At 55.8% G+C, this 24,890-nt stretch carries 27 protein-coding genes; 9 read left to right on the top strand and 18 right to left on the bottom strand.

Going from position 1 to position 24,890, the window contains the following annotated elements; translation table 11 throughout:
- Positions 1-13: 13 nt before the first annotated feature.
- Entirely contained in the window at positions 14-1,120 is a 1,107-nt protein-coding gene (locus HNR64_RS08590; RefSeq protein WP_027875124.1) for an S-(hydroxymethyl)glutathione dehydrogenase/class III alcohol dehydrogenase, read from the top strand.
- Between the two features lie 13 nt (positions 1,121-1,133).
- Positions 1,134-1,988 (top strand): S-formylglutathione hydrolase, encoded by an 855-nt coding sequence (fghA, locus tag HNR64_RS08585; RefSeq protein WP_204996102.1) that lies wholly within the window; start codon positions 1,134-1,136, stop codon positions 1,986-1,988.
- Positions 1,989-2,077: 89 nt separating this feature from the next.
- Here fghA and trmB read toward each other — a convergent pair whose 3' ends face one another.
- From trmB to HNR64_RS08545, 8 genes are all read right to left on the bottom strand, one after another.
- Positions 2,078-2,773, bottom strand: coding sequence for a tRNA (guanosine(46)-N7)-methyltransferase TrmB (trmB, locus tag HNR64_RS08580; protein ID WP_204996101.1), 696 nt, complete (start codon positions 2,771-2,773; stop codon positions 2,078-2,080).
- On the bottom strand, positions 2,770-3,147 hold the full coding sequence (locus tag HNR64_RS08575; RefSeq protein ID WP_027875127.1) for a DUF423 domain-containing protein: 378 nt from the start codon (positions 3,145-3,147) through the stop codon (positions 2,770-2,772). The genes trmB and HNR64_RS08575 overlap by 4 nt, the downstream gene beginning before the upstream one ends.
- A gap of 83 nt (positions 3,148-3,230) precedes the next feature.
- On the bottom strand, positions 3,231-3,650 hold the full coding sequence (locus HNR64_RS08570; protein WP_204996100.1) for a hypothetical protein: 420 nt from the start codon (positions 3,648-3,650) through the stop codon (positions 3,231-3,233).
- Positions 3,651-3,791: 141 nt separating this feature from the next.
- Positions 3,792-3,965, bottom strand: a complete 174-nt coding sequence (locus tag HNR64_RS08565; protein ID WP_204996099.1) for a hypothetical protein — start codon at positions 3,963-3,965, stop codon at positions 3,792-3,794.
- A gap of 152 nt (positions 3,966-4,117) precedes the next feature.
- Entirely contained in the window at positions 4,118-4,966 is an 849-nt protein-coding gene (gene rpoH / locus HNR64_RS08560) for an RNA polymerase sigma factor RpoH (RefSeq protein WP_027875128.1), read from the bottom strand.
- A 154-nt stretch (positions 4,967-5,120) separates the two neighbouring features.
- Positions 5,121-6,476, bottom strand: a complete 1,356-nt coding sequence (locus HNR64_RS08555; RefSeq protein ID WP_204996098.1) for an ABC1 kinase family protein — start codon at positions 6,474-6,476, stop codon at positions 5,121-5,123.
- Positions 6,477-6,517: 41 nt separating this feature from the next.
- Positions 6,518-6,823, bottom strand: a complete 306-nt coding sequence (locus HNR64_RS08550) for an SET domain-containing protein (protein ID WP_204996097.1) — start codon at positions 6,821-6,823, stop codon at positions 6,518-6,520.
- Positions 6,824-6,831: 8 nt separating this feature from the next.
- A complete protein-coding gene (locus HNR64_RS08545; RefSeq protein ID WP_204996096.1) occupies positions 6,832-7,587 on the bottom strand; it encodes a dienelactone hydrolase family protein in 756 nt (251 codons plus the stop codon).
- A 131-nt stretch (positions 7,588-7,718) separates the two neighbouring features.
- On the opposite strand from HNR64_RS08545, the gene HNR64_RS08540 reads away from it, so the two are divergent.
- Positions 7,719-8,111, top strand: a complete 393-nt coding sequence (locus HNR64_RS08540) for a DUF1761 domain-containing protein (RefSeq protein WP_204996095.1) — start codon at positions 7,719-7,721, stop codon at positions 8,109-8,111.
- Between the two features lie 3 nt (positions 8,112-8,114).
- On the opposite strand, the gene HNR64_RS08535 is transcribed toward HNR64_RS08540, so the two are convergent.
- Positions 8,115-8,375: a hypothetical protein gene (locus HNR64_RS08535; protein WP_204996094.1), complete on the bottom strand. Its 261-nt coding sequence runs from the start codon at positions 8,373-8,375 to the stop codon at positions 8,115-8,117.
- 139 nt (positions 8,376-8,514) lie between these two features.
- Here HNR64_RS08535 and HNR64_RS08530 point away from each other — a divergent pair, with 139 nt between their 5' ends.
- The gene (locus tag HNR64_RS08530) at positions 8,515-9,489 is read left to right on the top strand and encodes a class 1 fructose-bisphosphatase (RefSeq protein ID WP_204996093.1); all 975 of its coding nucleotides are present in this window, start codon (positions 8,515-8,517) and stop codon (positions 9,487-9,489) included.
- A gap of 45 nt (positions 9,490-9,534) precedes the next feature.
- Here HNR64_RS08530 and HNR64_RS08525 read toward each other — a convergent pair whose 3' ends face one another.
- The 4 genes from HNR64_RS08525 to serA form a co-directional block, all read right to left on the bottom strand.
- The gene (locus HNR64_RS08525; RefSeq protein WP_239547740.1) at positions 9,535-12,120 is read right to left on the bottom strand and encodes a TonB-dependent receptor; all 2,586 of its coding nucleotides are present in this window, start codon (positions 12,118-12,120) and stop codon (positions 9,535-9,537) included.
- A gap of 190 nt (positions 12,121-12,310) precedes the next feature.
- The gene (locus HNR64_RS08520) at positions 12,311-13,333 is read right to left on the bottom strand and encodes an LLM class F420-dependent oxidoreductase (protein WP_204996092.1); all 1,023 of its coding nucleotides are present in this window, start codon (positions 13,331-13,333) and stop codon (positions 12,311-12,313) included.
- Between the two features lie 106 nt (positions 13,334-13,439).
- Positions 13,440-13,808 carry a hypothetical protein gene (locus HNR64_RS08515; protein WP_204996091.1) on the bottom strand — a complete coding sequence of 123 codons (369 nt, stop codon included), beginning with the start codon at positions 13,806-13,808 and terminating at the stop codon, positions 13,440-13,442.
- Between the two features lie 12 nt (positions 13,809-13,820).
- A complete protein-coding gene (serA, locus tag HNR64_RS08510; protein ID WP_204996090.1) occupies positions 13,821-15,047 on the bottom strand; it encodes a phosphoglycerate dehydrogenase in 1,227 nt (408 codons plus the stop codon).
- Positions 15,048-15,136: 89 nt separating this feature from the next.
- Between serA and HNR64_RS08505 the strand changes: the two genes are divergently transcribed.
- The gene (locus HNR64_RS08505) at positions 15,137-16,549 is read left to right on the top strand and encodes an FAD-binding oxidoreductase (RefSeq protein ID WP_204996089.1); all 1,413 of its coding nucleotides are present in this window, start codon (positions 15,137-15,139) and stop codon (positions 16,547-16,549) included.
- A gap of 12 nt (positions 16,550-16,561) precedes the next feature.
- Complete coding sequence (locus HNR64_RS08500; protein WP_204996088.1) at positions 16,562-17,230, top strand: fumarylacetoacetate hydrolase family protein; 669 nt, start codon at positions 16,562-16,564, stop codon at positions 17,228-17,230.
- Positions 17,231-17,298: 68 nt separating this feature from the next.
- Here the strand turns inward: HNR64_RS08500 and HNR64_RS08495 are convergent, their stop codons facing one another.
- Together HNR64_RS08495 and HNR64_RS08490 are read right to left on the bottom strand one after the other, a co-directional pair.
- On the bottom strand, positions 17,299-17,676 hold the full coding sequence (locus tag HNR64_RS08495) for a hypothetical protein (RefSeq protein WP_204996087.1): 378 nt from the start codon (positions 17,674-17,676) through the stop codon (positions 17,299-17,301).
- A gap of 438 nt (positions 17,677-18,114) precedes the next feature.
- On the bottom strand, positions 18,115-19,101 hold the full coding sequence (locus HNR64_RS08490) for a zinc transporter ZntB (RefSeq protein WP_204996086.1): 987 nt from the start codon (positions 19,099-19,101) through the stop codon (positions 18,115-18,117).
- A 136-nt stretch (positions 19,102-19,237) separates the two neighbouring features.
- Here HNR64_RS08490 and HNR64_RS08485 point away from each other — a divergent pair, with 136 nt between their 5' ends.
- From HNR64_RS08485 to HNR64_RS08475, 3 genes are all read left to right on the top strand, one after another.
- On the top strand, positions 19,238-20,116 hold the full coding sequence (locus tag HNR64_RS08485; protein WP_027875143.1) for an LLM class flavin-dependent oxidoreductase: 879 nt from the start codon (positions 19,238-19,240) through the stop codon (positions 20,114-20,116).
- A 102-nt stretch (positions 20,117-20,218) separates the two neighbouring features.
- Positions 20,219-20,794 (top strand): cytochrome b, encoded by a 576-nt coding sequence (locus tag HNR64_RS08480; RefSeq protein WP_204996085.1) that lies wholly within the window; start codon positions 20,219-20,221, stop codon positions 20,792-20,794.
- Between the two features lie 41 nt (positions 20,795-20,835).
- Complete coding sequence (locus HNR64_RS08475; protein WP_204996084.1) at positions 20,836-21,417, top strand: YceI family protein; 582 nt, start codon at positions 20,836-20,838, stop codon at positions 21,415-21,417.
- An 80-nt stretch (positions 21,418-21,497) separates the two neighbouring features.
- Here HNR64_RS08475 and HNR64_RS08470 read toward each other — a convergent pair whose 3' ends face one another.
- The 3 genes from HNR64_RS08470 to HNR64_RS08460 all read right to left on the bottom strand — a co-directional run bounded on the left by HNR64_RS08470 (position 21,498) and on the right by HNR64_RS08460 (position 24,867).
- Positions 21,498-22,460 (bottom strand): alpha/beta hydrolase, encoded by a 963-nt coding sequence (locus HNR64_RS08470; protein WP_204996083.1) that lies wholly within the window; start codon positions 22,458-22,460, stop codon positions 21,498-21,500.
- A 129-nt stretch (positions 22,461-22,589) separates the two neighbouring features.
- Positions 22,590-23,654 carry a class II fructose-bisphosphate aldolase gene (fba, locus tag HNR64_RS08465; protein ID WP_204996082.1) on the bottom strand — a complete coding sequence of 355 codons (1,065 nt, stop codon included), beginning with the start codon at positions 23,652-23,654 and terminating at the stop codon, positions 22,590-22,592.
- Positions 23,655-23,706: 52 nt separating this feature from the next.
- Complete coding sequence (locus tag HNR64_RS08460) at positions 23,707-24,867, bottom strand: phosphoglycerate kinase (RefSeq protein WP_204996081.1); 1,161 nt, start codon at positions 24,865-24,867, stop codon at positions 23,707-23,709.
- Between the last annotated feature and the right edge of the window lie 23 nt (positions 24,868-24,890).

Below are 24,890 nucleotides of genomic sequence, written 5' to 3'. Positions count from 1 at the left end.
CTGGGAGACACCCATGAAAACAAAAGCTGCTGTCGCCTTTGGCGCTGGAAAGCCCCTGGAAGTACTCGATGTGGACCTCGAGGGCCCACGCGCCGGTGAAGTGATGATTGAATTAAAGGCCACCGGTATTTGTCATACCGATGCCTTTACCCTGTCTGGCGATGACCCGGAGGGAGAGTTCCCCACCATTCTCGGCCACGAGGGCGCTGGCATTGTAGTAGAAGTCGGCGCGGGCGTTACCAGCGTTAAACCCGGTGACCATGTTATTCCCCTGTATACCCCGGAATGCCGCCACTGCGACTTCTGCCTGCATCCCAAAACCAACCTGTGTCAGTCGATCCGCACCACCCAGGGTCAGGGTTTAATGCCGGACGGCACTAGCCGCTTCTCCCTCGACGGCACACCACTCAAGCACTATATGGGTTGCTCAACCTTCTCCAACTTTACGGTGCTGCCAGAAATTGCTGTGGCGAAAATTCGTGAGGACGCACCCTTTGATAAAGTCTGCTACATCGGCTGTGGCGTCACCACAGGCGTCGGCGCGGTTGTCTTCGATGCCAAGGTAGAGCCCGGTAGCAATGTCGTGGTGTTCGGCTTGGGAGGCATCGGCCTCAATGTTATTCAGGGCGCACGCATGGCGGGCGCGAATATGATTGTCGGCGTGGACATTAACCCCAGCAAGGTCGAGCTGGCGAAGAAATTCGGCATGACCCACTTTCTCAACCCCAAGGAAGTGCCGGATATTGTTGAAGCCATTGTCGAGCTTACCAAAGGCGGTGCCGACTACAGTTTTGAGTGCATAGGCAATGTCACCACCATGCGCCAAGCACTGGAGTGCTGTCACAAGGGCTGGGGGGAATCCGTGGTCATTGGCGTGGCCGGCGCTGGCCAGGAAATTTCAACGCGCCCCTTTCAACTGGTGACCGGCCGGGTCTGGCGCGGTTCCGCCTTTGGTGGCGCACGCGGCCGCACCGACGTACCGAAAATCGTCGACTGGTACATGGATGGCAAGATCAATATCGACGACCTGATCACCCACACCATGCCGCTTGAGGACATCAACAAGGGCTTTGACCTAATGCATGCGGGCGAAAGCATTCGCTCCGTCGTACTGTATTAACCGGGGGACGACGATGGAGAAAATTGCAGAGCACCGCTGTTTTGGCGGCCGACAACTTCGCTACCGCCACCAAAGCCAGACACTGAACTGCCCAATGCAGGTGTCCGTTTTTCTGCCCCCCCAGGCGAAAAGCGCCAAGGTGCCGGTACTGTACTGGCTCTCCGGACTCACTTGCAGCGACGAAAACTTCGTGCAAAAAGCAGGCGCGCAGCAATTTGCCGCTCGCTATGGCGTGGCGATCGTCGCACCGGATACCAGCCCGCGCGGAGAGGGCGTTGCCGACGACATCGACGGCGCCTACGATCTGGGCCTGGGGGCGGGCTTTTATGTCAATGCCAGCCAGCAACCCTGGGCTGAACACTACCAAATGGAGAGCTATATCAGCACCGAGCTGCCAGAACTAGTAAGTGCACACTTACCTGTTGATGCCAGCCGCTGTGGTCTATTCGGCCATTCCATGGGCGGGCACGGCGCGCTGACTCTCGGCTTAAAATACCCCGAGCGCTTCCACAGTTTGTCGGCGTTCGCGCCCATTAGCTCGCCGATGAACTGCCCTTGGGGAGAAAAGGCACTCAGCCAGTACTTGGGGGACGATCGTGAGCAGTGGCAGCAAGCGGACAGCTGCTTTTTGATTCGTGAGCACGGCGCCACTGCCCCACGCATTCTGGTTGACCAGGGCAGCGACGATGACTTTTTAGAGAGTCAGCTAAAACCCGCGTTGCTGCAGGCCGCAGCCACAGCCGGCGGCGCTGGCCTGACTCTGCGGATGCAAGAGGGCTACGACCATAGTTACTTTTTTATCGCGAGCTTTATTGAAGACCATATTCGCTTTCACAGCGAGCAACTCGAGCCGGCTCACACTCGTTGAGTCACGCCTGTTGCAGCGAAAAATTCGCCGTTCGAAGAATGAGAGGGAACATTTGCTTATTCTAAATGAGCGGCGCAGCGGCGGCGGACTCAGTCCGCCGTTTTCTCAAACAGTAAGTCCCACACGCCGTGGCCCAGGCGTTCACCGCGACGCTCAAATTTTGTCACCGGCCGGTACTCCGGGCGCGGCGCGAATTGGCCTTCGCCCTCGCAGTTGGTAAAACCGGGCGCGGCTGACATGACCTCCATCATGTGCTCAGCGTAGTTTTCCCAGTCAGTCGCTAAGTGAATCACGCCACCGGGCTGCAGTTTTTTGCGCAATAGCTGAACAAATTCCGGCTGAATTAGACGGCGCTTGTGGTGGCGCTTTTTATGCCAGGGATCAGGGAAATACACCTGCACTCGGCTTAAGCTTTCATCAGCGATACAGCGCTCTAACACTTCAACGGCATCGTCGCAGTAGGCGCGCAAATTCTCGATACCGGACTCATCGATTAAATGCATCAGACGTCCGACACCGGGGCTGTGCACTTCAACACCGATAAAGTTTTTCTCTGGCGCGGCAGCGGCCATGGTGGCCAGCGAGTCGCCCATACCGAAACCGATTTCCAACACCGTTGGTGCGCGGCGGCCGAACACCTCGTCCAGGTCTATCGCGCCCTTTTCAAGCTCCAGCCCCTTGCTTGGCCAGTGCAAATCGTAGGAGCGCTTTTGGCCTTCGGTCATCCGCCCGGTACGCAGTACAAAGCTGCGAATTCGGCGCATTTTGGTGTTCTCTTCACTCATTGCACACCTCTTAGGGCTGCCACCATCAGGCAAATCCACGCCGCAAGAAAACACAAGCCACCCACCGGGGTGATCGCCCCCAGCACTTTAATACCACTAATCGACAGGGCGTAAAGGCTGCCACTAAACAGCACAATACCTATGCCAAAGAGCCATGTGGCCGCACGCAGCGCACCGTGTTGTACGCCCAACTGCATCAATAACGCGACGGCCAATAACGCAAAGGTATGATAGAAGTGATACTGCACGGCCGTTTCATACACGGCCAACATGTCAGCCGATAAACGACCCTTTAAGCCATGGGCACCAAAGGCGCCCAAGGCCACAGCGAAAAAGCCGGAAAGCCCGGCCAGAAAGAAAGTGATCGACGCCATACTGCCCCCACGAAAACAGCGCGTATTGTAAGGGCTGGAAGCCGATAGGCAAAGCTGCCGGCAGCAGCGTCGCAATTATGCAATTAGAAAGGCACGCGGTATTCAACCCCGAGCGCCAAGTTATTCACATCTTGCCGGCGATATTGATTGAGGCGGTATTCCGCCACCGCATACCACTGCTGCCACAGCCGCCAGCCGAGTTGTAGCTCGGCAACCATCGGGTTGGCCGGGAAGCCCTCAGGTAGGTCTTCATTAAAGGTGTGATCAATAAACCCAGCGAGGTATAGGCGCTCACTCACGGCGGGAGAACTCCAGCGCCAGCTATGCTCTAACTGCCAAACCGATTCGTCGCGGTCGTCAATTTGCAGGGCGTGCAGGGTCAGCGAATAGGTCAGATTGAGTTGCACAAACAGTTGGCGAAACCACGAACTATCATTCAGGCGCCACCGCAGGCCAAAGCGCAGTCGGTCATTGTCCTCGCCGGTGCGCATATTATGCTGCACGCTTAGATCGAGCGACGGTACTGCCGCCAACTGCCGACGCAGATTTTGCTCGGTGTAATAACTATTCGTTTCCGACAGCTCAGCCGTAGCCGGCTGGTTATAGAAATTGATAAAACCAAAGTATGACCAGCGCTGCGAAAGCTAGGCGCCAATATTCAGTGTAAAAACCGAATCGCTTTCTACGTCATCAAGGTAGGGGTATAGGTTAAAATCCAGAAAGCCCTTGCCATAGACGTGCCACGGGCACAGTAACAACGCGCCGCACAATACGAGGCAGCGCTTGCCGCCGCGTGCTGAAAGCCAAGGGAATGTCATTATTCTTTGCCCCGCCACACCAAACCTTGGCCATTTGTAGCGCGTCCCTCAGCGGGGGAACATGCGTATTTATGCGTGGCAGCCCGCAAAAAAAACGCCCCGACTAGCGGGGCGTTTTCAGGTGTTACTGGGGAGGGCCGCGGCGGGCGCGCTTACTCCATGGCCGCCTTAAGCTTTTTCATCGCCGCTTTTTCCAGCTGTCGAATGCGTTCGGCGGAAACACCGTAGCGGTCTGCCAACTCGTGCAGCGTCGCTTTGCTTTCAACCAACCAGCGGCTTTGCAGGATATCCCGGCTACGCTCGTCCAGCTCGTCCAGCGCCAGCGCTAAACTCTGGTGGTTGCTCTCTTCCCAGTTGTCAGCTTCCAGCAGGCGCGCGGGGTCTTGGCTGTTGTCTTCCAGGTAATGCACCGGCGCGACGAAACTGCTGTCGTCGTCGCTGTCGCTGGCATCGAAGCCGACATCCACCGAACTCAGGCGCCCTTCCATACGGCGCACTTCAGTGACATCAACGCCGAGATCACTGGCCACGGCGTGGGCCTCGTCATTACTCAGCCAAGCCAGCTGTTTCTTCGCGCTGCGCAGATTGAAAAACAACTTACGCTGCGCCTTGGTGGTTGCTACTTTCACAATGCGCCAGTTGCGCAATACGTATTCGTGAATTTCCGCCTTGATCCAGTGCACCGCAAAGGACACCAAACGCACCCCTTTGCTGGGGTCAAAGCGCTTAACCGCCTTCATCAGGCCGACATTGCCTTCCTGAATCAGGTCAGCCTGGGGCAGGCCATAGCCGCTGTAGCTTTTAGCAATGTGCACCACAAATCGAAGGTGCGACATAACCAACTCGCGGGCCGCCTCAAGGTTGCCACGATAGTGAAGTTCTTCCGCCAGTTCCCGCTCACGCTCAACACTGAGCACAGGGATACTGCCTACTGCTTGAATATATGCAGAGAGATCACCACCCGGCACAAGTTGCTGTACTGGCTGCAGATGGGTGCTCATGCACATCCTCCTCACTGGTTACGGCCTCCCTCGCGGGGGCCCGAAAATACCGACTGCTTATTAGATGCCTAATAGTCGAAAAGTTCAAGACTAAAACCCGCTCAAGTGCCCGAAGTCACTGGCGGCGGGGGTTACAGCTCGTTAATAAACACCACTACAAAAATTCTTGGAATACGGGTTCACCGTCAAAATGGGCATCCAACTGCGCAATCAGCGCATAGACACCCATGAGTTTACGCATAACGTAAAGGAAGTCCTTAGGGGGCAACGCAAAATACGTGCTGATGGAGGCCGCCACTGCCCGCTTGGCAATACGTTTAGGAAGGTTGCTGCGCCGCCAGTCGTAAAGGCCGTCGGCGCTACGCGCCTCATCCGGGGCCTGGGAGGCTGAGCGCAGCGGCTCGCCGATATCCATACCAATGTCCACGAAGTTATCCAGCACGCTGTCCGGGAAGTGCTCCTTCATAAAACCCAGATCAATACTGCACTGCCGGAACACCTTGCGATCGCGACGGTAAGCGGCACGCATCATCTCGCAAAAACGCTCGGCGAAGTCCGGCGGCAACAGTCGCATGGCGCCGAAATCCAGCAGCACTAACTGGTCGTTGGCATCGTCATTAATACGCACGCGGTAATTGCCAAAGTTGGGGTCGGTCTGCATACGCTGCCAGCGAAACAGCTCGGTAAGAAACAGCCTCAGCAGCGCCTCACCCAGCGCGTTGCGGCGCGCCTGCGACAATGACTCTACGTCGCAAGCAGCCACGCCCAGCGAACTCTCATAGCTCATGGTGAGCACACGCCGAGTGCAGTAGCGGTCGTAACTGCGGGGCACCACATAGCGCGCTTCACCGCTCAGGCGCTGGCGGGCGAAATCGAGATCGCGTTTTTCCTGCTCGTAATCGACTTCTTTGTGCAACAGCTGGCGGATATCACCAAACCAGTCATCAATATTACGCGTGGCATCCAGCAGCCGAGACAGTTTCAACAGCCCCATCAACGCCTGGAAGTCGGCGTCGATAGTTTTATCCACGCCGGGGTACTGCACCTTCACGCACAGCTGTTCACCACTGCTGCGCAAAACGGCCCTGTGCACTTGGCCTAGCGAGGCGGCGGCGAGCGGCTCGGTGTCGATATCCAGCTCAGCAAGGCGCTCTTCGCCCAGCTCTTTTTCCAACACCTTGCGAATCGCCCGCCAGCTCATTGGCGGCGTGTCGTCCTCCAGAGAATGTAGCGCTTCAGCAACTTCTGGCGGCATTAAGTAATCGGCGTAGGTGGCCATCACCTGGCCAATTTTCACCACACTACCCTTCAATTTACCCAGCTCTGCAATAAAGAATTCAATGTTCTCGCGGCGCTGGGCCAGGGCGGCCTCCTCATCGTTGGAAAAGCGCTCGCGCAGCGACTGGCGCAAGGCTCGGCTGCCGTAGCGCAGCCCCACTTTGGATAATTCCAGGCGGCGCGAAAAACCACCGGTTTTAATGCGGTGCAGGGACTTTTCTTTATCACTCATAACTACGTGGCACTGGGCGGGAAAATTGGCGGACGAGCGGCCTAGGGCCAGTCATCCCCGTAGTCGTGCAGCAGCTCTTCGCCAGGGGCGATATCTCGCAGCGCGACCACACTAAAGTCGTCATAGTAGATCACGTTGGCCGGCCGGCCGTGATTGATGTACTTCAAGGAGCAGCAAACATCCACGTCGCGGCCATCCGCCAGGCTCAAAGTGTGCAAACCCGGCTCTACTGTCGGCGCTGTTTCGCACCAGCCAATCACGGTATCGGCGGCAATAGCCCGGCGAGCAAACAAGCCCTTGCCATGCAAAGGGCTGTTGCGCACCTTATATAAACGCGAACCGGCCATCGCCGTGCTTAGTCTTCCAGCATGCGCATCAGGGCTGCCCAGCTCTGGCTGTCAGCCTTGGCGTCATAGCTCAATGGCAGACCGTATTTTTTACCGACGGCCGTGGCACCGGGGTTGGTAAAGCTATGCTGAACGCCAGGGAAGCTCATCAGCTGTAAATCCACACCTGCAGAAGACATCTCCTCAACGAAGGCGCCGACTTGCTCAGCGGGCACCATGGGGTCAGCCCCACCTGTGGCCACCAGCACCTTGGCTTTCACCGCGCCCGTTTGCGCCGGGGTTTCGGTACCCAGGCTACCGTGAAAACTCGCCACTCCCGCCAAATCCAGCCCGCGACGCGCCTGATTCAACACCACAGCGCCACCAAAGCAGTAGCCAATCGCGTAGATATCACCTTTGGTTTGGCGCTTCAAAATAGCCATCGCCGCATCAAAGCGGGCATTCATTTTTTCCGGCTCAGCGAGTGCTGCATTCATAAAGGCCGTGGCATCTTTTGGATGGCTCGCTGTTTTGCCGTGTCCGTACATGTCGACAGCAATGGCGGTATAGCCAGCCTCAGCAAGCATCTTGGCGCGCTTGCGAGCGTAATCATTTAAGCCCCACCATTCGTGCACCACAACAACTGCGGGAGCGTCACTGCGCTTGGCCTTGTACAACATTGCAATCCCGAGATCGTCCGGCAGCTGAACCTTCTCGGCGGCCAGTGATTGGCTGACGCCCGACAAGGCCAAAATGGCGGCGAACAATAACGAAAAAAGTCGCATTAATTTTTCTCTCCCTGATTAACAGCCTCAATGAAAAACCACATCGTGGTTCGTATTCTCAACATTACAGACTACACTCTACATCAACACCCAGTGGTGATGATAACTCTTGCGGTACGGACCCAAGTCTCATGTCGATTTTTGACCTCCACCCAGGCGCCGCAGCCAGTGCCTTTCTCCTTAGTTTACTGCTTGGCTACATCTGGTATTCACCGCGAGTATTCGGCGACGCCTGGCGTTTAGAGCAGGGGCTCAGCGATAAAGCGGCTGGCCCGGAATCGTCGTTGCTGGCAATGGCGAGCGCCTGCTTGCTGCAAAGCTGGATGGTTGGGGTGCTGGTAATGCTGCTGCACAAGGGCTTGCTTCCGTCTGGCACAATGATGCTTTGCCTCAGCAGCTATGTTAGCGTGGCCTGGCTATTGCGCCGGGTGCAGGCTAAAAATCGCAAGGTCGCCCTTATCGATTGCAGTTTTTTGGGCGCGACCACCATTCTCAGTTACTTGATGCACAGCATCATTTATTAGCGCTCACATCATGCTGCGCTCCACCTCCCGCAATCGGCGGGAATGATAGCGACAGTTCTTGCGCAACCAGAGCTCCCGGCTTTTTCGCGCCCGCTTCATGGCGGCACCACTTTTATAGCCCTTCAACTTACGACCATCGCGCAAGGCCTGCTGCAAACGCACCGCCTCTCGCTTAGCACTTTTACACTGTGGCCAATCCGCTGCATTGGCACTCTCCAATGACAGCAGTGACACCGTTAGTCCAACAATGATCCACCCACGCATTTCGACAACCTCCCTGTTGCGAAGCGACCTTTCCCCTTGAAGCTAGAACAGTAACCCCGCCTGCGCAACGTACTGTTACTGATGCACCCCCACTGGCATAATAGCTGCTTTGTTACCACACCGACCGGATGCTCCCGATATGTCCCGCCAGAACCTCTCTGACTACCTTTCCTCTAACGCGCCTTCATCGACACTGGCACAACTGATTTTGTCGATTGCCGAGGTCAGCCGCGCCATTCGCGACGACCTGTCCGGCGGCGCGCTGAATGATATTCTCGGTGCCGCCGGTGCAGAGAACGTTCAGGGAGAAGAGCAAAAGAAGCTGGATGTGATCGCCAACGAGCGCATTAAAACCGCACTGTCGGCATTGCCCAGCGTGCGCGGCATTGCCTCTGAAGAGGAAGATGAGGTCGTCGCCGCCCACAATGATGGCGAATTTTTGGTCACGTTCGACCCACTGGACGGCTCGTCGAATATCGATATAAACAGTATGGTCGGCACCATTTTTTCGGTGCTCGGCAGCCGCGGCGAAGGCGCCGTTAGCGAGGCTGAGTTCTTACAGCCGGGCCGCCAACAATTGGCTGCGGGGTATGTACTTTACGGGCCATCTGTAATGCTGGTATTAACCCTAGGCAAAGGCGTGGTGATGTTTACCTACGAGCCGAAATCGGGGGAATACCTGCTCACCGAGGCCGAGGTCAGCATTGCCAGGGAGTGCAAGGAATTCGCCATTAATATGTCGAACCAGCGCCACTGGCACCCCGCTATGCAGCGCTATATTGGTGAACTGCTACAGGGCAGCGAAGGCCCCAGAGGCAAGAATTACAACATGCGCTGGGTGGCAGCGATGGTGGCCGATGTGCACCGCATACTGTGTCGCGGCGGTCTGTTCTGCTACCCCTGGGACGCCCGCAAACCCGAGCAGGCCGGCAAACTGCGCCTGATGTACGAGGCGAACCCAATGGGACTGCTCGTCGAGCAAGCCGGCGGCAAAGTCTGCACCCCCGACGGGAATATTCTCGACATTCAGCCCGAGCATATCCACCAGCGCGTCCCCGTGATCCTCGGCGCCGCGGATGAAGTGACGCAGTGCCTGGACTATCACCAGCAATAAAGAAACGCTAGCGCCGCCTTGCCCTGCGCAGGCGGCAGCACTCGCTTAAAACCGCTTAAAGACTTCTACACCGTAAAACCGGGGATCCCCCAGCGCTTGAGCATAAGTCCCCAGCGACTCACCCGTTGCCACAGCACCAATATCGTAGCGCTCATCGGTGGCATTTTTCACGTAGGCGGCGATGTTCAGGTCGTCCTCGCGATTGCTCCAGCTCAGGCGCAGGTCGACCAGCATATAGTCGTCGGCATACACCAAGCCCGGGTTGCGCTTGGCCACGTCCCAGGAGGCGTCATCCAAGCCCATATACACTTCACCCTTGTAGCTCAAATCAATACGCGGCGTGAACAACCCCACCTCTGTATTCAAGGTGTACTGAACACCCAGTGCCGCCGTTTTCCTCGGCGACACCGCAAACTCTTCATCACTGCGATCGATTGCAACGCTGTCGCCCGCCACCGCCAGCGGTAGCAGAGCCGTATCTTCAAACTCGACAAAGCTGTAGTTGTTATTGCTGTAGCTCAGGGTAATCAAGGTATTCATGGTCGGCAGCCACGTCAGCTCCATCTCGCCGCCCTCAATCGTCGACTCGCCGGCATTTTGCGAGGTCACGATCAGCGAATTGGCCGAGTCCACGCTCACGGTGATCAGCTGCATATTTTCGAAGGTCATGACATACAGCGCCACATTGAAGCGCAGCGACCGCTCCAGTGCGTCTATCTTGAAGCCGATTTCACGGTTTTCCAGCAACTCCGGTTCAACCACCGCTAAGCCATCGACCCCGCTGGGCTCGTGAAAGCCCGACTTGAAGCCATTGCTCCACGTGGCATAGACCATGGCGGAATCCACCAGACTATTTTCCAGTAGCGACTCCGGCAGCACCCAGGAGGTTGATGCCATCGGCGTGAACTCCTTAAAGGTGCTGCTGGTTTCGTAGTTTTTGGCAGCGCCTAATGGCGCACCGATGATATCGGGGTAGGCCTCTCGCAGAATATCCTGGGCAATACTCAGCGGGTCCTGAGACCAGGTGCCCAGGAAAGTATGAATGCCCATCGACGGCTCGACCGGCACAAATCGCGGATCGGCCGAGGTCAAGGCGGTAGACACCGCCGCCAGGTCGGCCTCGCGTGTAGCCAGTTCGGAGTCGCGACTCTCTTCGGTGTAGCGACCGCCGACGGTCAGCTCCCAGTCCTCAGTGATGTGCCACGTTGCTTGCGCAAAGGCCGCCGCTGTCTCGCCGAATATTTCAAAATCCTGCACCGTTGCCAGCGGCACCAGCGCGCCCAGCACCGGAGGGTTAGTGCCACCCGGGGGGATCAATGCCGAGCTGGGGACTTGCCCGGCCAACAACTGCGCCAAGGAGGTGGAATCGGCACCAACCAATGGGCTGCCGACCATAAAGCGCTCGTTCTTATATTCATCTTGCCAGAACAGCCCCGCCGTGTAGTCTACGGCGCCATCGAATAGCCGGCCGTTGAATTGCAATTCTAAGGTCAGCGATTCCTGGTCGCTGTCACCCAACACGATGCCGCGCAAAAAGGGCGCTGGGCCGCCTTCATCCGCATTGCTCTGAGGCCCGCCTTTCACCGCGTCGCGGTAGCCAAAAATCCCCTTGATACTGTGATCGGCATTGAGCTCCCAGTCTGCCGTCGCGCCGAGCAGCACAACATCTTGATCTTTAACTTGATACTGCTGATCACCCTGATTGGTCACCAAATCGGGCTGCTTATCCCGGTCATTCGCCTCGCAGTTGTCGCGATACGCCCGAGGGTTACTCGGGTCGGTATCGCCCGGCCACAGCAGACCGAGGCCATCCACAAACAAGGCGTCATCATTGACAATTTTGCAGTGATAGGTGGGATAGCGCTCGCGAATTTTGCCGAGGAAAGTCAGGGTATCCAGTGTCAGGCTATCACTGGCGAGCCAGCGGGTTTGAAAGATGGCCGAGAGTCGGTCAATGGACTGCGTGTCGCCGATACTGCGGTCTTCGAGAAAGCCGTCGCGGCGGTGGCTATTCACTGACAGGCGCGTAAGGAAGTCCTCACTCACCGGCATATTCACCGCTGCCCGCAGCCGGTTCTCACCATAGCTACCCAGGCCACCCTCCACATAACCACTGGCAACATCCTCAGGTTTGCTCAGCGTGAAAACAAGGGCGCCGCCGGTGTTGTTCTTGCCAAATAGCGTGCCCTGAGGGCCACGCAAGACCTGCACACTGTCGACGTCAATAGTATCCAGCAGCTGGCCATCCGGGCGCGGAATAAATATGCCGTCCAGATATACACTCACCGAGGGATCAAAGCGCGCCATCGGTGCCCGCTGACCAATACCGCGAATAAAAATCTGCGCCGACGTGCTGTCGTTAATCTGCAAGCTGGGCACCGATTTACTCAACTCGGTGGTGCTCAAAATGCCCTGGGCACGCAAGTCGTCACCGCTCATCGCGGTGACCGCAACCGGTGTTTCCTGCAAATTTTCCGAGCGCTTACGGGCCGTTACCAGCACCTCTTCGATAGTACCGCCCATTTTTTCCTTGGCGGCAACTGGCGCTTGTTGAGCAAATACCGGGCTCGCACCTAGCAGCAACACGCAGCCGGGCAGCAAGCCCCGGCCGAGGCAAGAGAACATACGCATAGTGAGTACCATCTGTCATTATTCATTATTGTTATGGCGCGCCAAAACACGCGACGCAGATATGTAGCCTAACTACAGCAACGCTAAAACACAATGTTTTCGTTATGGGTCTTTGCGAATTTAAAGGAGGAGAGAACAAGAAGCGCCCCACCACCCGGCCGGTGGTGGGGAAAAGGTTGGACAGGCAGGCTTAGAGAACCGCCTCAGCTAAAAACTCCATGGTTTCGACCGACGTTTCAAAGTGATCGCGGTGGCCGATCATCAGGCTGGTCACCGGTGATTTCTTCCAGTCCTGCAAGCGTTCTTTAATTCGCTCCTTCGGGCCCACCAGGGAAATTTCATCCACTAAGGCATCCGGCACGGCCTTGATCGCCTCTTCGTGCTTACCCTCGTACCACAGGTCCTGCACTTTTTCGGCTTCGTCGCCAAAGCCCATGCGTCCCATCAAGTTCTTATGGAAGTTATCTTTGCGGGCGCCCATGCCGCCGAGATAGAGAGCCATGGTCATCTTGCCCGGGAACATCGCTTCTTCGAGGTTATCGTTAATGATGCAATTCACCATGGCATTAATTTCGAAGCCCTCAGGCTTATTTGCCAGACTTTCCTCAAAGATATCCATACGGTAGGGCGAGACAAATATAGGCATCCAGCCGTCGAATCGCTCTGCCGCAAGAGCGATGTTCTTAGGCCCTTCAGCGCCGAGAAATACCGGAATCTTATTGCGCAGCGGATGGGTAATACTCTTCAGGGGCTTGCCCAGACCCAGGCTATCCGGCCCGTTGTAGGGCAGGTTGTACTGCTTGCCGCTGAACTCCACCGGCGCCTCACGGGCGATGACCTGCTGGAAGATATCCAACCACTCACGCGTGCGCTCCAAAGGGCGCTTAAACTGCTGGCCATACCAGCCCTCAACAACCTGCGGCCCCGATACCCCCACGCCCAGACACAGGCGACCATTGGAAATATGGTCGAGGGTCAGTGCCGACATCGCGGCGCACACGGGGGTACGCGCCGAAATTTGCATAACGCCGGTACACAGTCGAATCTTAGAGGTCATTGCGGCGATCGCCGCCAAGGGGGTAAAACAGTCGGAACCGTAGGCTTCCGCTGTATACACAGAGTCAAAGCCGAGGTTTTCCGCAGCCTGTGCAAGTTCGATAAAGCGATCTGTGGGTTGCTTTTGAAAGTAGCCCAAATGTAAGCCGAGTTTCATGGCCGCGTCCTTCTAGCTGTGCGAATAAGCGCTCAGTATAGAAAGGTGGCTTGCGCAGACCTATGGCAAAACAGCTCAATTGGCATTTTGGCAGTGGCGAAAAAGATCAGCTGCCCACCGTGGGTGGCTGGGTATTGGCCACCCACTCCCACCACTGGTGCTCGCCCTCCGGCTTATCCTTATCTTGGCAGCGATACACATTCCACGTGACCAGATAATCCGGGTTGTCGACAGCGTGGCCAGCGCCATCGCGGTATTGACCTGGCGGCGCAATAAACCACGGCGACATGGACGAGGGCAGGGTAAATTCCTCACCCTGAGGCGGGCGCAGAGTAATGCCGTCGCTGGGCGTTACCCGCACGACCTTGCCCGACAGCATGCGCTGCTGCAATGCGGCACCGTCTACATCAAAGTAGCTCAGCGCCACCAGGGCCGTTTTATCCAGCAGCGCCTCAAGGCGTTCCAGCTCAGCCATCAGTGCGCTGACTTAGAACAGCAAGCGGCAGCGGATAGTGTCGGGAATCTGCGACAACTTCTCTTGAGCCAAGGCCCCAGAGTCCTTATCCAGATCCATGACCACGTAACCGACTTGGTCGTTGGTTTGCAGGTACTGACCCGAGATATTGATATTGTTCTCAGAGAAAATCTGGTTAATGGCGCTGAGAATACCCGGCACGTTGCGGTGCACGTGCAGAATACGGTGTTTGCCTGGGTGGGCCGGCAGCGCCACTTCAGGGAAGTTAACCGACGAGGTTGTTGTGCCATTGTCAGAGTATTTCACCAGCTTATCGGCCACTTCCAGACCGATGTTTTGCTGAGCCTCTACCGTTGAACCACCGATATGCGGCGTGAGGAAAACGTTGTCGAATTCACGCAGCGGCGAGATAAACTCGTCGTTATTGCCGCGCGGCTCCTCGGGAAATACATCGATTGCAGCGCCTGACAAGCGGGCATCGCTCAGCGCGTTACACAAGGCATCGATATCAACAACCGTACCGCGCGAGGCGTTGATCAGGATCGCCCCGCTCTTCATCTGGGCCAGCTCATTGGCACCGATCATATCCTGCGTGGACGCCGTTTCCGGCACGTGAAGGCTGACAATATCGGAGGTCGCCAGCAATTCACCCAAACTCACTTGAACAGCATTGCCCAGTGGCAGCTTGTTCACAACATCGGTAAAGCACACCTCCATACCCAGGCCTTCCGCAATAACCGAAAGCTGCATACCGATAGAGCCGTAGCCGATAATTCCCAGGCGCTTACCGCGAATTTCATAAGAGCCGACAGCACTTTTCATCCACTCGCCACGGTGGGCCGCCGCGTTCTTTTCAGCAATGCCACGCAACAGCAAGATCGCTTCGGCGATCACCAGCTCGGCGACCGAGCGCGTGTTGGAGAACGGCGCATTGAACACCGCAATACCGCGCTCAGTTGCCGCTTTTAGGTCTACTTGATTTGTGCCGATACAGAAGCAACCCACCGCGATCAATTTCTTCGCCGAATCAAACACGTCAGCCGTCAGCTGGGTACGCGAGCGAATGCCAACAAAATGGGCATCGGCGATCTTTTGCTTTAGCTCATCGTCGGGCAGGGCCTTCTGATAGTAGTCGATGTTGCTGTAGCCAGCGGCGTGGAGTGCGTCTACGGCGGACTGGTGAACACCTTCTAAGAGAAGGAATTTAATCTTGGCCTTGTCTAGGGAGGTTTTTGCCATCGGGGATGTGCTCTCGGAGGGGAAATATGAAAGCGCAATATGGTATCATAAAACGCTTTTCCTGTAGTCAATTTCCGAGGCAATTTGCCATGTCTTCCGCCAATCTCCATTCCTCTCCAGAGCGTGTTATTGCTGAGCTTCAAGCCATTGTTGGCGAAGACAAAGTTCGCTGCGACGCCGACACCCTTCACAGCCACGGCCGAGACTGGACCAAGGCCTGGGAGCCCGCACCACTGGCGGTCGTTTTTCCGCGCAGCACCGAGCACGTTCAAGCCATTGTTAAACTGGCCAACGCCGAACAGCTGGCAGTGGTGCCAAGTGGCGGTCGCACCGGCCTGAGCGGCGGCGCCGTGGCTGCCAACGGCGAGGTGGTTGTCTCCTTCGACTATATGAACCAGCTCAGTGACTTCAACGCTATCGACCGCACCGTGCGCTGTCAGGCTGGCGTGATTACCGAACAGCTACAGCACTTCGCCGACGAGCAGGGCCTCTACTATCCCGTCGACTTCGCCTCTGCGGGCTCCTCGCAGATTGGCGGTAATATTTCCACGAATGCTGGCGGTATCAAGGTTCTTCGCTGGGGCATGACCCGCGACTGGGTTGCCGGGCTGACCGTTGTCACCGGCGCTGGCGACATACTGGAATTGAACAACGGCCTGCTTAAAAACAATGCCGGCTACGACCTTCGCCAGCTGTTTATCGGTGCCGAGGGCACCCTCGGACTGATCTGCGAAGCAACGATGCAGTTAACCCGACAACCGAAAAACCTCACTGCCTTTGTACTGGGTGTTGAGAACTTCGATGGCATCATGAACCTGTTCAACCGTTTTCAATCAGAAATGGACCTGACTGCCTTCGAGTTTTTCTCCGAGCAAGCGCTGCAAAAAGTCGTTGAGCACAGCAAATTGCCACGCCCCTTCGAGTCGACGTGCCCTTACTACGCCCTACTGGAATTCGAAAAACTCAACGACGAAACCGAAGAACAGGCAATGGCCTTATTCGAAGCCTGCGTAGAGGAAGGCTGGGTACTCGATGGCGTAATGAGCCAAAGCCTTGAGCAGCTAAAAAACCTGTGGCGTCTGCGCGAGGATATCTCCGAAACCATTTCACGATGGACGCCCTATAAAAACGATATTTCCACGGTCATTTCAAAAGTCCCCAACTTCCTCAGCGAAGTCGAGAATATCGTAAATAGCGAATACCCGGATTTTGAGATCATTTGGTTTGGACACATTGGCGACGGAAATCTACACCTGAATATTCTCAAGCCAGACAGTCTGGATAAAAGTGAATTCTTTGAGCAATGTGGCAAGGTCAGCCTGGCGGTGTTCGATATTGTGCAACGCTTTGGCGGCAGCGTATCGGCCGAGCACGGTGTCGGCCTGCTGAAAAAAGACTATCTACAATACTCGCGCAGCCCCGAGGAAATTGCGCTGATGCGCCACGTGAAGCAGGTTTTTGACCCCAACGGCGTAATGAACCCTGGAAAAATTTTCGACTAAAAGGGCTTTGCCATGTATTCGCAACACCGTTTTATCGATGGTCGCCCGCTGGAGATGCCACCGGGAAAAATCGTCTGTGTGGGCCGCAACTACGCGGCTCATGCCAAGGAATTGAATAACCCGGTACCCGAGCAGCCGCTGCTTTTCATCAAACCCGCCAGCGCCCTGGCTGCCTTGGAGGCGCCAATAGCGCTCCCACAGGGCAAGGGTGAATGCCACCACGAACTAGAGGTCGCCCTGCTGATCGGCTCGACGTTAAGCCAGGCGAAACCTGAAGACTGCCTGGCCGCGATAGCAGGATACGGCTTGGCGCTCGATCTCACCCTTCGGGAGCTTCAGTCAGAACTAAAGGCCAAAGGCCACCCCTGGGAGAGAGCCAAAGCGTTCGACGGCGCCTGCCCGCTGTCGGCATTTGTTCCGGCGGCCAGTGTCCCCGACTGGCGAGAGTTACGTTTTGAGCTGCATCGCAACGGTGAACGGCAGCAATCGGGTCACTGCAGCGATATGCTGTTTCCCATCGATGTATTACTTGCCGACATTAGTCAGAGCTTCACATTGCAGCCCGGCGATATTGTGCTGACGGGAACCCCGGCAGGCGTGGGGCCACTGCAAAATGGCGACACCCTTACCTGCCAGCTCGACAAGCTGCTCAGTGTGACAACAGAAGTGCAAACGCCCTAAACAAAAAAACCGCCCTAAGGCGGTTTTTTTATCAAGCCAAACGGCTTAATTCTTTCTCTGCGACGAGCTTAAACTTCCAGCTTGCGCCAGTCAGTCTTCAGCTCAGTTGCCCAACCACGGATCTTTTTATCAACCTGTGGCGCGCGCGTCTCTGCAACTTCACCGGTTTTTGGATGCTTAAACTTACGCAGTGGGCGCGCGGCCTGCTTCTTGCGAGGCTTCTTAGCAGCCGCTTTTTTAGCGACGGGAGCGGCTTTGGCAGCAGCGGGTTTACGGCCGCGCTTCTTAGGTGCCGCAGCTTCAGTTTCATTCAAAATTTCCAGCAGGCCTTCGGCAGTTTGGCCGTGCTTTTTCATCAGTGCTTGCAGATCTGAAATAAACTTGAACTTCTGATCAAGCGCTTTGTGCTCTGCTTCGAGCTGCTTCTGAAGTTTTGCAATATCCATAAGATATCCTTAACTAATCATTGAATGAAAAAAACACGTAACTAAATAGTAGTTGCGTCATATAAAAATCTTCGCTTAATTATCAATCAGCACTCGCAAGAAATAAACCAAATATCGAAGCTCTAACCTACAATCACGCGATTATTGTGTTGAATTCCCATTAATAATGATTAAGGCACCTCTGATTAATTCGGTGATAACTCAGACTTTGCCTTATTTCGGTTGGCAAGGCGCGCTCAGACAGTAAGGCTGGTTGCCTTTCAAATGAGCGCAACGCCGCCAGGCGAAATAAGGCAAAACCCCGAAAGGCGGGTCTCTCGCGCCCCCTGGCCGTCGTTGCAACACTCGTCAAGAGAACCACCCTTGACCTTCGCGCTGCGCCTCGCCAGTGCACGCGAGAGGCTCCGCTGAGCCATTACCGAATTAATCAGAGGTGCCTTAAAGCCAGCGTTTATATCGAAAATAAACCAACATCAATACCGCTACGCCTATTAGCATGCCAACGAACAGCATAAAGGCTTGTTGATTATCCGCCCCCGGAATTCCGCCAACATTCACCCCTAATAAACCGGTAGCAAAGCCGAGCGGTAAAAAGATCGCCGAAACAATGGACAGCACATACATGCGCGCGTTCGACTCTTCGGAAATTTGATTAACCAATTCTTCCTGCGTAACGGCAGCGCGCTCACGCACACTATCGAGCGTTTCAATATACTGCGCTAAGCGATCACCGGATTCACGAACCGTGGCCCGGGCATCATTATCAAACCAGGCGACACGTTCACTTAATATCCAGTTCAGAGCCTCTCGCTGCGGCGCCAGGTAACGGCGCAGTGATATTGCCTGGCGACGCAAATCGCTCAATTGATTTCTGAGTCGCGCGCGCGGCGTCGTCAGCAATGACTCCTCCAACAGATCCACGCAATCTTCAGCTTCCTCTATTGGCCCGGCCATACGGCTAACCAAACGCTCACATAGCAGTGCCACAAACTCCGCGCTAGAACACGGGCCCTCACCACGCGCAAACCGACCAACCACATCGTCCATCGACAGCAAGCGCCGCTTTCGCGAGCTAATAATATGATTGGCGTCGGCAAATATACGCACCGACACCATATCTTCGGGGTCGGCATTGGGGTTCATATTAACGCCGCGCAGCGCCATCAATAGACCGCCATTGTGGGCCGCCGCGCGGGGCCGCGTTTCCTCTGCCAGCAACGCGGCAACTGCCAGATCATCCAGCGATGTAATATCTTCACGACTCGCGAAAGCAGATAACCACGAGCGCGTATCACTGTGGCTGTAGTCCACGTGTACCCAGAGCACGCCCTGCTCGGGCTTCCAGAGGTCAATTTCCTCTCGCGTAATTGCCCGTGCACCGCCTCGCCCATCGAAAATAAAGGCGTAGATAATTGATTCGCTCATAAAGCCTCCACCGTTTTCCGGATCATCGCACGCAAATGAGCCGCAGACTAGCGTATTCACAGCCTCCTCTTTCTGGGTGAGTCACTAAATGCTTCATCCGCCTAGAATGGTAAAAAAACACGATAAGAGAACAGCAATGAAAATTGGCGTCTGCCTTCCCTATATGAAACGCGGCCTGAGCCGTCAAACCTTTAAAGACTGGTGCGGCATTATCGACCAAGGCCCCTTCCACAGCTTGTCATGTGGTGAACGCATTACAGGCTACAGTATGGAAATGCGCAACATCCTGGCTTTCGCAGCGGCCAGTACCGAGCGCGTGCGCATTATCCCGGCACTGTATGTGCTGCCCATGCACAGCGCGGTTCAAGCCGCCAAAGAAATTGCCACTCTGGATATTCTTTCCGAGGGTCGCGTCACGCTCACCGTGGGCGTGGGCGGTCGTGAAAAAGACTACCAAGCGCTCGGCGCGAGTATGAAAGGCCGCTTCCAGCGCATGGACGATCAAATCGCGTTGATGAAACGGGTGTGGCGGGGAGAGCAAATCGAGGACTATGACGAGATTGGCCCTGAGCCCGTGCAAGCGGGTGGGCCGCCTATTCTCGCCGGTGCGATGGGCCCCAAAAGTATCGACCGCGTTTCCAAGTGGGCCGATGGCCTGTATGGCTTTGCCATGGACGGCGACGCAGGGCTGATCGATTATTTTTTCAAGGCTGCCGACCAAGCCTGGGCAAATAGCCAGCGCCCCGACAAACCCTACCGCATGGGTGGTTTCTGGTACTCTCTGGCCGACAATGGTGAGCAGGCGCTGCGCGACTATGTTTTCGACTACCTGAAAATTTTCGGCGACGCCGAAGCGGAAAAGGTCGCCGCAACCATGCGCATGCACGACCCGAAGGCCATACTCGACGGGCTCGACGCCATTGAAGCACTGGGTTGCGACGAAATTCAATTGGTGCCCGCCAGCGCCGATTTGGCCGAGGTAGACCGCCTCGCCAATTTGCTCGCCGGTCGTTAACGTATCGAAATAGCTGATAAATTAACGCAGATAAATCCGCTTTTTTATCAGCTCACCCTATCTATACTGGGCGTACTGTCATCGTATGGAGACGCGAGTCTTATGCCCCTTAGAAATACCAGCACCGGCTACGGCTGGGTAAGCATCGCCTTACATTGGGGCATGGCCCTGGCCATTTTCGCCATGTTCGGGCTCGGCTTGTGGATGCGCGACCTCGGCTACTATGACACTTGGTACCAGCGCGCCCCCCATATTCATAAAAGCATCGGCCTTATCCTGTTGGCGCTGCTGGTCTTTCGCCTGCTGTGGCGCGCGACCAACCCCACACCGCAGGGCCCACCGAACATCCCGCGCTGGGAACGTTTGAGCGCACACCTCACCCACTATGGCCTGTATGCCATGCTAGTCGTGATGATGCTTGCTGGCTATCTGATCTCAACCGCCGACGGGCGTGCCATCGAGGTTTTTAATTGGTTTAGTGTGCCAGCTACCGTACAGGACCTGCCCAACCAAGAAGACGTTGCTGGCGAGATTCACGAGATTCTTGCCTGGGCCATTGTATTGCTGGCCGGTGTGCACGCACTGGCGGCCCTCAAGCACCATTTTTACAACCGCGACAACACCCTGAAAAAAATGCTCGGACTTGCCAACCAAGCACCGGACTCGCGGTCGAAGTAGTTTCAGCACTGGCTCACCACTCAATAACAGAGGATGTATGTATGAAAACCTTACTCTCACTCACCGCCGCCCTGCTCATTGGCCTGAGCGGTAACCTTCACGCCACCGAATACAAAATCGACACCGCCGGCGCCCACGCCTTCATTCAATTTAAGATCAAGCACTTGGGCTACAGCTGGTTGCACGGTCGCTTTGACGACTTCGAAGGCCGCTTTAGCTACGACCCCAAAAAGCCCGAAGACTCGGATGTGACCGTTGTCATTGATACTGCCAGCGTCAACAGCAACCATGCCGAACGCGACAAGCACTTGCGCGGCAAGGACTTCCTTAACGTCGAGAAGTATCCTCAGGCCCGCTTTGAAAGCACTGCATTTATCCCTAAGGGTAACGGGAAGGCCGAACTGAAAGGCGAGCTGACGCTACACGGCGTAACTCGTGAAATTAGTATTGATGTGACAGAAATTGGCGGCGGCAAAGACCCCTGGGGTGGCTACCGCCAAGGCTTTACCGGCACCACTGAATTCGCCCTGAAGGATTTTGGCATCGACTTTGATCTGGGTCCCGCGTCGCGCACGGTACAAATGATCCTGGATATTGAAGGCATTGCACAAACCATGATGTAAACGGAACTTTTTAGATTTCCACCCGGTCTTAATATCGACTTATCTCGATACCCTCTTTCGGAGCCTTACGGCTCCGTTTTTTATTCTGCTTGGTCGGCAAACAAAAACGCGTCACAGGCCTGCCAAATTTGTGCGCGGTAGTGCTCGCCCTCCTTTACCAGGTGATGGCGCGCGCCGGGAATAATCACCTCGCGCAAGCGACGATATTTCTTCCTCAGCACGGGCAAATTGTATTGCCAATCCACCGTGTCATCGGCGTCACCCTGCAGTATCAATACCGGGCAGTCACACGCTGGCTGAGCGTGAAACCACGGCAACCACTGTTTCAACGCTCCCACCCAGGCTACCGGCAATATGCGCGGCTGAAGCGGATCGCGCTCGCGCAAAAACTCCAGAAAGGCCTGGTCGTCGGAATTGTCGGCAAAGCGCCGCGGCAGACTGTGAAGGAAATACTTCAAGATACTGTGCGCGGGCTTACCCCACCAAAACGCGCGCGGGCGCACCAGCGGCGCCATTAAAATCACCTGCTCAAAGTCATCGCTGCCGCCATCCAGAATATGCGAGCCGACAATGGCGCAACCCGTACTTTGGGCCATGGCAAAGCGTCGCGGTGGCAGCTCGAAAGGGGCCACCGCGGCAAAGGCGGCGCGCAATACGGAGCGGTAGCGAAAAAAGCTGTCTATCGATGCCCGCTCACCACTGGAAAGGCCATGACCCGGCAGGTCGAAAGCCACCACACTGCAACCGTGTTTCAAGCAGTAATTGATTACATTGTTGAACAAACCCACATGGTCGTAATAGCCGTGATAAACAAACGCGGTGCGCTGCGCGTTGGGCAACTTAAATACCTGCGTGGCAATGCGCTCGCCCTCCGCCTCGAAATAGCCAATGTAATGGCGCAAACCCGCATAGTCCTTTTCAAGGTCAATGCCATAGTAAGCACAGTATTCCGGCAGCCAGGGCTGGCTGTTGACGGTCGATTGCAACGACAAAGGGCTGAGCGAAGGAAGGTTCTCTTGGTCGATATTATCGGGCCACGGCATAGCAAGGTCCTTAGGTTTATTCTTTTTCGCGGGCCCTAGTGTGCCCCGTCTGCAGGCACAAAATAAAGGGCAAAAAAAAGCCCGGCAGTACCGGGCTTTTTAATCACCAGTGCGCGATGCGCGCCGCGATTATTTAATGTTTGGGTTTAAACGACCCGACTCGTACTCGCCAAACATCGCTTCCAAACTAACAGGTTTAATTTTGGAGGCATTGCCGGCCGTGCCGAAGGCTTCGTAGCGTGCAACACAAATTGCCTTCATTTCCTTGATGGTTTCTTTCAGGTATTTGCGCGGATCAAACTCGCTGGGGTTTTGCGCCATAAAGCGACGTACCGCACCCGTGGACGCGAGGCGTAAATCGGTATCGATATTGACCTTGCGCACACCGTATTTAATGCCCTCGACGATCTGCTCAACGGGCACACCGTATGTCTCGGGAATCTCACCGCCAAACTCATTGATGATCGCCAGCCACTCCTGAGGCACACTGGAGCTGCCGTGCATTACCAAATGCGTGTCGGGAATACGCGCATGGATAGCTTTAATACGGTCGATCGCCAGAATATCGCCAGTGGGCGGACGCGTAAATTTGTAGGCACCGTGGCTGGTACCACAGGCAATAGCCAGCGCATCCACACCCGTTTTGGCAACGAAGTCAGCGGCTTCTTCGGGGTCGGTAAGCATCTGCTCGTGAGACAAGGTGCCCTCTGCACCCACGCCGTCCTCTTCACCGGCTTGCCCGGTTTCCAGCGACCCCAGACAACCCAACTCACCCTCAACGGAAACACCACAGGCGTGAGCCATGTCGACAACCGTGCGGGTAACATCGACGTTGTAGTCGTAGTCGGAGGGCGTTTTGCCATCTTCACGCAGCGAGCCGTCCATCATTACGGAGCTGAAGCCGAGTTGAATCGAGCGCTGACAAACGGCGGGGCTGGTGCCGTGATCCTGGTGCATCACTACGGGAATTTCAGGGAATTCTTCAATCGCCGCAAGAATCATATGACGCAGGAAAGGCGCGCCAGCATACTTTCGCGCCCCAGCCGAGGCTTGCATGATCACTGGGCTGTCGGTTTCTCTCGCCGCTTCCATAATGGCGCGGGTTTGCTCCAGGTTATTGACATTAAATGCCGGTACGCCATAGCCGTATTCTGCGGCGTGATCCAGCATTTGACGCATGCTGATAAGTGCCATGTGAGTTCCCTTTTCAGTATTTTAAATATGAATTATTGATCGGCGAGCGCGCTTACTTGGCGCGCTCTTCCAGTACCGCAACTGCCGGTAATACTTTGCCCTCAACATATTCGAGGAAGGCGCCGCCCCCGGTCGAAATGTAGGACACCTTGTCGGCAATACCAAATTTGTCTACCGCCGCCAGCGTATCGCCACCACCCGCTATCGAGAAGGCGTCTGACTCAGCGATCGCGTTGGCAATGTCTTCGGTGCCATCGGCAAACTGGTCGAATTCAAATACACCCACCGGACCGTTCCAAATGATGGTGCCAGCCTGACGCAGAATGGCCGCCAGCACGGAGCCGGTAACCGGGCCAACATCAAAAATCATGTCGTCGTCGCCGACATTTTCCACTGGGCGCAATGTTGCCGGCTCGTTCTCGTCGAACTTCTTACCCGTCATTACATCGCTGGGCAGCGGGATATCGCACTTCTCCATTAGCGCTTTTGCCTGTGGAATCAGGTCGTCCTCGCAAAGCGATTTACCGACGTTGTAGCCCGCCGCCGCCAGGAAAGTGTTAGCGATGCCGCCACCAACAATCAGCTGGTCCACTTTGTCAGACAGTGTTTCCAATACGGTCAGCTTAGTGGAAACCTTTGAACCACCGACAATGGCAACCATCGGGCGCGCAGGGTTAGCCAAAGCCTTTTCCAAGTTCTCCAGCTCATTGGCCAGCAGCGGGCCGGCACAGGCCGTTGGCGCAAACTTGGCAACACCGTGGGTCGACGCCTGCGCCCGGTGGGCCGTACCGAAGGCGTCCATAACGAAGATGTCGCAGAGCGCGGCATAGGCCTTGGCCAGGGACTCATCATCTTTCTTTTCGCCGGGATTAAAGCGAACGTTTTCCAATAGCACCAGTTGCCCGGCCTCCAGCTCTACGCCGTCGCGCCAATCGGCTACCAGCGGTACCGGCTGGCCGAGGGCATCACTGAGGTAGTCCGCTACAGGGCGCATTGAGTATTTTTCTTCAAACTCACCCTCAGTCGGGCGCCCGAGGTGAGACATCACAATCACCTTGGCCCCTTTTTCCAACGCCAGTTTCAAGGTTGGCAGGGCCGCCCGCAGACGAGCGTCGGAGCTCACTTTTCCATCCTTGATGGGCACGTTCAGATCTTCACGTATCAGCAGACGCTTGCCCGCCAGATCCAAATCACGCATTTTCAATACGTTCATAACACTTCCCGTTTCACTATCCG

It is taken from the genome of Spongiibacter marinus, assembly GCF_016906995.1.
Lineage (GTDB): Bacteria > Pseudomonadota > Gammaproteobacteria > Pseudomonadales > Spongiibacteraceae > Spongiibacter > Spongiibacter marinus.
The sequence above is the reverse complement of the archived record's forward strand: the minus strand, read 5'-3'. Positions and strand labels throughout refer to the sequence as shown.

What these genes read in the sequence shown, in the direction of transcription:
- HNR64_RS08590 (WP_027875124.1), top strand. Translation starts at nt 14, where the DNA reads ATGAAAACAAAAGCTGCTGTCGCCTTTGGCGCTGGAAAGCCCCTGGAA.
- fghA (WP_204996102.1), top strand. Translation starts at nt 1,134, where the DNA reads ATGGAGAAAATTGCAGAGCACCGCTGTTTTGGCGGCCGACAACTTCGC.
- trmB (WP_204996101.1), bottom strand. Translation starts at nt 2,773, where the DNA reads ATGAGTGAAGAGAACACCAAAATGCGCCGAATTCGCAGCTTTGTACTG.
- HNR64_RS08575 (WP_027875127.1), bottom strand. Translation starts at nt 3,147, where the DNA reads ATGGCGTCGATCACTTTCTTTCTGGCCGGGCTTTCCGGCTTTTTCGCT.
- HNR64_RS08565 (WP_204996099.1), bottom strand. Translation starts at nt 3,965, where the DNA reads ATGACATTCCCTTGGCTTTCAGCACGCGGCGGCAAGCGCTGCCTCGTA.
- rpoH (WP_027875128.1), bottom strand. Translation starts at nt 4,966, where the DNA reads ATGAGCACCCATCTGCAGCCAGTACAGCAACTTGTGCCGGGTGGTGAT.
- HNR64_RS08555 (WP_204996098.1), bottom strand. Translation starts at nt 6,476, where the DNA reads ATGAGTGATAAAGAAAAGTCCCTGCACCGCATTAAAACCGGTGGTTTT.
- HNR64_RS08550 (WP_204996097.1), bottom strand. Translation starts at nt 6,823, where the DNA reads ATGGCCGGTTCGCGTTTATATAAGGTGCGCAACAGCCCTTTGCATGGC.
- HNR64_RS08545 (WP_204996096.1), bottom strand. Translation starts at nt 7,587, where the DNA reads ATGCGACTTTTTTCGTTATTGTTCGCCGCCATTTTGGCCTTGTCGGGC.
- HNR64_RS08540 (WP_204996095.1), top strand. Translation starts at nt 7,719, where the DNA reads ATGTCGATTTTTGACCTCCACCCAGGCGCCGCAGCCAGTGCCTTTCTC.
- HNR64_RS08535 (WP_204996094.1), bottom strand. Translation starts at nt 8,375, where the DNA reads ATGCGTGGGTGGATCATTGTTGGACTAACGGTGTCACTGCTGTCATTG.
- HNR64_RS08530 (WP_204996093.1), top strand. Translation starts at nt 8,515, where the DNA reads ATGTCCCGCCAGAACCTCTCTGACTACCTTTCCTCTAACGCGCCTTCA.
- HNR64_RS08525 (WP_239547740.1), bottom strand. Translation starts at nt 12,120, where the DNA reads ATGCGTATGTTCTCTTGCCTCGGCCGGGGCTTGCTGCCCGGCTGCGTG.
- HNR64_RS08520 (WP_204996092.1), bottom strand. Translation starts at nt 13,333, where the DNA reads ATGAAACTCGGCTTACATTTGGGCTACTTTCAAAAGCAACCCACAGAT.
- HNR64_RS08515 (WP_204996091.1), bottom strand. Translation starts at nt 13,808, where the DNA reads ATGGCTGAGCTGGAACGCCTTGAGGCGCTGCTGGATAAAACGGCCCTG.
- serA (WP_204996090.1), bottom strand. Translation starts at nt 15,047, where the DNA reads ATGGCAAAAACCTCCCTAGACAAGGCCAAGATTAAATTCCTTCTCTTA.
- HNR64_RS08505 (WP_204996089.1), top strand. Translation starts at nt 15,137, where the DNA reads ATGTCTTCCGCCAATCTCCATTCCTCTCCAGAGCGTGTTATTGCTGAG.
- HNR64_RS08500 (WP_204996088.1), top strand. Translation starts at nt 16,562, where the DNA reads ATGTATTCGCAACACCGTTTTATCGATGGTCGCCCGCTGGAGATGCCA.
- HNR64_RS08495 (WP_204996087.1), bottom strand. Translation starts at nt 17,676, where the DNA reads ATGGATATTGCAAAACTTCAGAAGCAGCTCGAAGCAGAGCACAAAGCG.
- HNR64_RS08490 (WP_204996086.1), bottom strand. Translation starts at nt 19,101, where the DNA reads ATGAGCGAATCAATTATCTACGCCTTTATTTTCGATGGGCGAGGCGGT.
- HNR64_RS08485 (WP_027875143.1), top strand. Translation starts at nt 19,238, where the DNA reads ATGAAAATTGGCGTCTGCCTTCCCTATATGAAACGCGGCCTGAGCCGT.
- HNR64_RS08480 (WP_204996085.1), top strand. Translation starts at nt 20,219, where the DNA reads ATGCCCCTTAGAAATACCAGCACCGGCTACGGCTGGGTAAGCATCGCC.
- HNR64_RS08475 (WP_204996084.1), top strand. Translation starts at nt 20,836, where the DNA reads ATGAAAACCTTACTCTCACTCACCGCCGCCCTGCTCATTGGCCTGAGC.
- HNR64_RS08470 (WP_204996083.1), bottom strand. Translation starts at nt 22,460, where the DNA reads ATGCCGTGGCCCGATAATATCGACCAAGAGAACCTTCCTTCGCTCAGC.
- fba (WP_204996082.1), bottom strand. Translation starts at nt 23,654, where the DNA reads ATGGCACTTATCAGCATGCGTCAAATGCTGGATCACGCCGCAGAATAC.
- HNR64_RS08460 (WP_204996081.1), bottom strand. Translation starts at nt 24,867, where the DNA reads ATGAACGTATTGAAAATGCGTGATTTGGATCTGGCGGGCAAGCGTCTG.